This window comes from Amycolatopsis sp. NPDC003731 (genome assembly GCF_053586895.1).
Genome location: NZ_JBSFNC010000288.1, coordinates 1 through 3,413, shown reverse-complemented (window position 1 = coordinate 3,413; position 3,413 = coordinate 1). Strand labels below are relative to the sequence as shown.

Sequence of the window (3,413 nt, the reverse complement as noted above, 5' to 3'; positions counted from 1 at the left end):
CACCAAGCCTCTCGCTCACGACCGAAGATCATTCCGGTCTCAGACTTGGTGCAGTCAACAGAGCGGTGCCGCGCCGGCGGAGTGCCGGGCGGGTATTCGCTGATCACCGCGCCACCGGAGCGGACGACCCGTTTCAGCATCCCGACGTGCCCGGCCGGATAGCCGGCGTCGACGGCGCATCCCAGCACGGCCGCGGTGATGCCTTCGGCGGCGAGCGCACCGCGGTGCGCTGCCCCGTCGATGCCGTAGGCGGCCCCGGAGAACACGGGCACGTTCCGGCCGGCCAGCCCGTACGCGAACTCGGCGGCGTGGTGTTCGCCGTAGTCGGTCGCGGCGCGAGCACCGACAATGGCCACGGCCCGATCGGCGGCGGTGCCGAGCGCAACGTCGCCGACAACCCACAGGGCCAGTGGCTGCACGGCTTCGGCGACGCCACACTGAGCCGCGACATCGATGGCGTGCAGCGGCCAGGCGGGCCATTCGTCGTCCTCGGGCACGACCAGGCGAGCGCCGGCCTCGGCGGCTCGGGCGAAGTCCTGGCTGACGAGGTCGTAGCCGCTTCGTGCCTCGGTCACCTTGAGCACTTCGTCCGGGCAGTCGCCACGCCGGATACGCGCGGCTGCCGCTATCGGCCCGTGCGCGCCAACGAAGGCGACGACGGCGGGCGCCGGTGGCTCGGCCACCCGCAGCAGGTAGGCGCGGGCCTGCCGCAACTCGTCGGCGCTCATGCCGCCACCCGCTCTCGAACTGCCGGCATCGGCACGCGACCTTCGCTGAACGCATTGCCGGACTCGACCGCCTGAAAGGCGACCAGCCCGCGCTCAACGACGAAAGCCGACCCGGGCACCGCCAGCGGCTTGACTGTCTGGTTCCGGGAAATAACCAGCTCATGCCGAGCAACGAGGGCAGCCACGGCGGTCGACGGTGGCTCGAGCATCAGCCGCAGGTACGCCCGCGCCCGGCGCGACTCATCGGCCCGCTTGCTTTCGGCCGTTGAAAAAGCCGACAGCAAGCCGGCGGCGGCAAGGGCGACCACGGCAGGGGCCAGTGGCCGGGCCACGGGCGGCAGGTACGCCCGCGCCCACCGCAGCTCGTCGGCGCCCAGGCCTCCCCCTGGAGGGAAAGGTGACAGCGGACAAGCCGCGGCGAGGGCGGCTGTCAGACGCTCGACCGCTCGATCCCGGCAAGCCACGAGGACGCGCCCCCTGGCGAAGGCGGCCACGGTGAGCGCTGGTGGCTCGGGCACTCGCTTGCCCGCAGGCGATATCCGTGTCGGCTCGTGGTGAGCGGTGGCGCCACCGGGCGCTGGTGGCCACTGCTCTCGGAAAGCCGAGAGCACGTGCGCGGCCAGGATGGCAGGTACCGGTGGCTTGGCCGCCTGCAGCAGGTAAGCCCCGCTCATGCCGCCACCCGCTCTCGGAAGGCCAGGGCCGCTCCGACCTGTTCGGCGCCCGGGCGGGGTTCGCCGTCCAGGTCGGCCAGGGTCCAGGCGATTCGCAAGCAACGGTCGGCTCCGCGGCCGCTCAGGGCTCCTCGATCCATGGCTCGGTCCAGGACCGCCGTGGCGTTCGGCGGCAGGGCGAACTCGCGGCGCAGCGCCGGTCCCGGTACCTCCGAGTTCGACAGCCAGCCGTGTTCGCTCCAGCGTTGGGCTGCTCGCTCGCGGGCCGCGAGAACGCGTTCGCGCACGGCTTCCGATGGCTCTGCCGCGCTGGCGTCGTGCGCGCTGATCGCGCTCAGGGGGCGCAGCCTGACCCTCAGGTCGACGCGGTCGAGGAGCGGGCCGGAAAGCTTGGCGAGGTAGCGGCGGCGGGCGTTCGGCGAGCAGACGCAGTCTGCGTCCTTCGGCGGCGCGCACGCACACGGGTTGGTCGCGAGGACCAGCTGGAACCGCGCGGGGTAGGTGACCGAGCCCTTGACGCGGGAAATGCGCACCTCGCCTTCTTCGAGGACCGTCCGGAGCGATTCGAGGCACTGGCCGCCGAACTCGCAGACCTCGTCCAGGAACAGGACGCCGCGATGGGCCCGGCTGATCGCACCCGGGCAGGCGACTCCGCTGCCGCCGCCGATCAGGGCCGGCACCGAGATCGAATAGTGTGGGGCGACGAACGGCGGAACCGTGACCAACGGCGAGGACTTCGACAGCGAGCCGTCGACCGAGTGGACCGCGGTGACCTCCAACGACTCCTCCGGTGTCAGGTGCGGGAGGAGGCCCGGCAGGCGCTTCGCCAGCATCGTTTTGCCCACGCCCGGCGGCCCGGTCAGGAGAAGGTGGTGCCCGCCCGCCGCGGCGACCTCCAGTGCCCAGCGGGCCTCCGGCTGGCCGACGACGTCCGCGAGGTCCGGCACTTCCGGCGGAGTCACCGGCCCGGGCGGCTCCGGGTGGGCCAGCTCGGCTTCGCGCTTCAGCCAGGCCACGAAGTCCCGCAGATGGGGCGCGCCCGCGACGTCCATGCCGTCCACGAGCGCCGCCTCGACGAGGGAGTCCGTCGGCACCACGGCTCGCCCGTATCCGGCCTCCCGGGCCGCCAGGAGGCCCGGGAGGATGCCACGGACCGCGCGGATGCGGCCGTCCAGGGCCAGTTCGCCGAGCAGGACCGTGCCGAGCAGCCGGGTGGCCGGGACCGCACCGGACGCCGCGAGCACGGCTGCCGCGATGCCGAGGTCGAAGGCCGACCCCATCTTGGGCAGGTTCGCCGGGGACAGGCCGAGCGTGACCTTGCCGTCGGGCCAGGGCTGCCCGGAATTGCGGACGGCGGACCGGACGCGGTCCTTCGCCTCGCGCAGCCCCGCGTCGGGCAGGCCGACGAGCGTGATCCGGCTCAGCCCGCCGCCGAGGTCGGCTTCGATTTCGATCACCCGGCCGTTGATCCCGACAAGACCGGCCGACCACGCCTTGGCGATGGGCATCAGAACGCCGCCTCGATGTGCTGCAGCCGCGGGCGGGTGCCCGGCTCCGCCAGGACGGTGATCACGTCGTAGCGGACGGGGCACCAGCCGAGGCGGAACTCGCGGAGCCAGCGTTGGGCCGCCCGGCGGACGCGGCCTGCCTTCTCCTCCGTGACCGTCTCCGTCGGCAGGCCGAATTCGGTGCCGGAGCGGGTTTTCACCTCGCACACGATGACGCGGGTGCGGTCGGTGAAGACGAGGTCCAGCTCGCCTTCGCGGCAGCGCCAGTTGCGAGCCAGCAGGACGAGGCCGCGTTCCCGGAGGTAGCCGAGGGCGATGTCCTCGCCCCAGGCGCCCAGGTCGCGGCGGTGTCTCGCGAGCTCGTCGGTGCCCGTCATCGTGTTCGCCCCCTCGTCGGTGCGCAGCCGTCACCGGGGCGGTCCCGGTGATCACGGTGCGTGTCTTCGACGATGCCAGCGGGTGGCCGGGGCTCACCAGACCCGGATCGGGCAGCTGTGGACAAC

At 72.7% G+C, this 3,413-nt stretch carries 4 protein-coding genes; all 4 read right to left on the bottom strand.

Features of this window, described 5'->3' with window-relative positions:
* Positions 1 to 728, bottom strand: a 728-nt coding sequence (locus ACWDN5_RS46490) for a DNA-processing protein DprA (RefSeq protein WP_449680767.1), incomplete at its 3' end; no start/stop codon positions are given.
* Positions 725 to 1,060: a hypothetical protein gene (locus ACWDN5_RS46485; protein ID WP_449680766.1), complete on the bottom strand. Its 336-nt coding sequence runs from the start codon at positions 1,058 to 1,060 to the stop codon at positions 725 to 727. The genes ACWDN5_RS46490 and ACWDN5_RS46485, both read right to left, overlap by 4 nt.
* 338 nt (positions 1,061 to 1,398) lie before the next feature.
* Positions 1,399 to 2,910, bottom strand: coding sequence for a YifB family Mg chelatase-like AAA ATPase (locus ACWDN5_RS46480; protein ID WP_449680765.1), 1,512 nt, complete (start codon positions 2,908 to 2,910; stop codon positions 1,399 to 1,401).
* Complete coding sequence (locus ACWDN5_RS46475) at positions 2,910 to 3,287, bottom strand: YraN family protein (protein WP_449680764.1); 378 nt, start codon at positions 3,285 to 3,287, stop codon at positions 2,910 to 2,912. The genes ACWDN5_RS46480 and ACWDN5_RS46475 overlap by 1 nt, the downstream gene beginning before the upstream one ends.
* Positions 3,288 to 3,413: the final 126 nt, after the last annotated feature.